Annotated in this window: 1 protein-coding gene; it reads right to left on the bottom strand. The window is 36.9% G+C overall.

All coding sequences use genetic code 11. The features are described from left to right. Positions 1-106 precede the first annotated feature (106 nt). On the bottom strand, positions 107-531 hold a 425-nt coding region (locus N1032_RS27605; RefSeq protein ID WP_259543923.1), incomplete at its 5' end, for a hypothetical protein.

Consider the following 531-nt stretch of genomic DNA (forward strand, 5'->3'; position numbering starts at 1 on the left):
TGAGCAAGAGGAAATAGATAAGCAGAAAGGAAAATGTGAGAGGAAGGAGAGCGGATTTTTATTTATTGCAGATACAACAAAGCCCGCTAAATGCGGGCTTCTTCTTTTAGTGAATTTGTTTACGTCTTGTTTTAGGTCTGCTGTTAGCGTCTAAACTATTTTCAGTAGCGGTAACAAACTTACAATATTCAGGACAATAGATTTTATTACCAGGCTTAATAATGTCCTTATCAATTTGCATCTTATGCTGTGGGTCATTAAGCACCCATTCAGAATAACCGTGTAAATGTTTTATATCTTCATAGAAATTTTGATAATTAAGCCAGCGATCACAAACAGTACATTCCCTATAGGTAGGATAAAGGGCTAAACTCTTCTCATCGTAACACCTCCTGATAATATCCTTCCAGATAACGTAGGGACGTTGCATTTTACCGTTAATTTGTGCTGGCTGGCCTTCTCCCTTAATTCCCATCCCATATACAGTAGGTTTTAAAGAGTCTTTAACGCTAAGGCTATTAATACTTGTTA

This window comes from Herbiconiux daphne (assembly GCF_024979295.1).
Lineage (GTDB): Bacteria > Actinomycetota > Actinomycetes > Actinomycetales > Microbacteriaceae > Herbiconiux > Herbiconiux daphnes.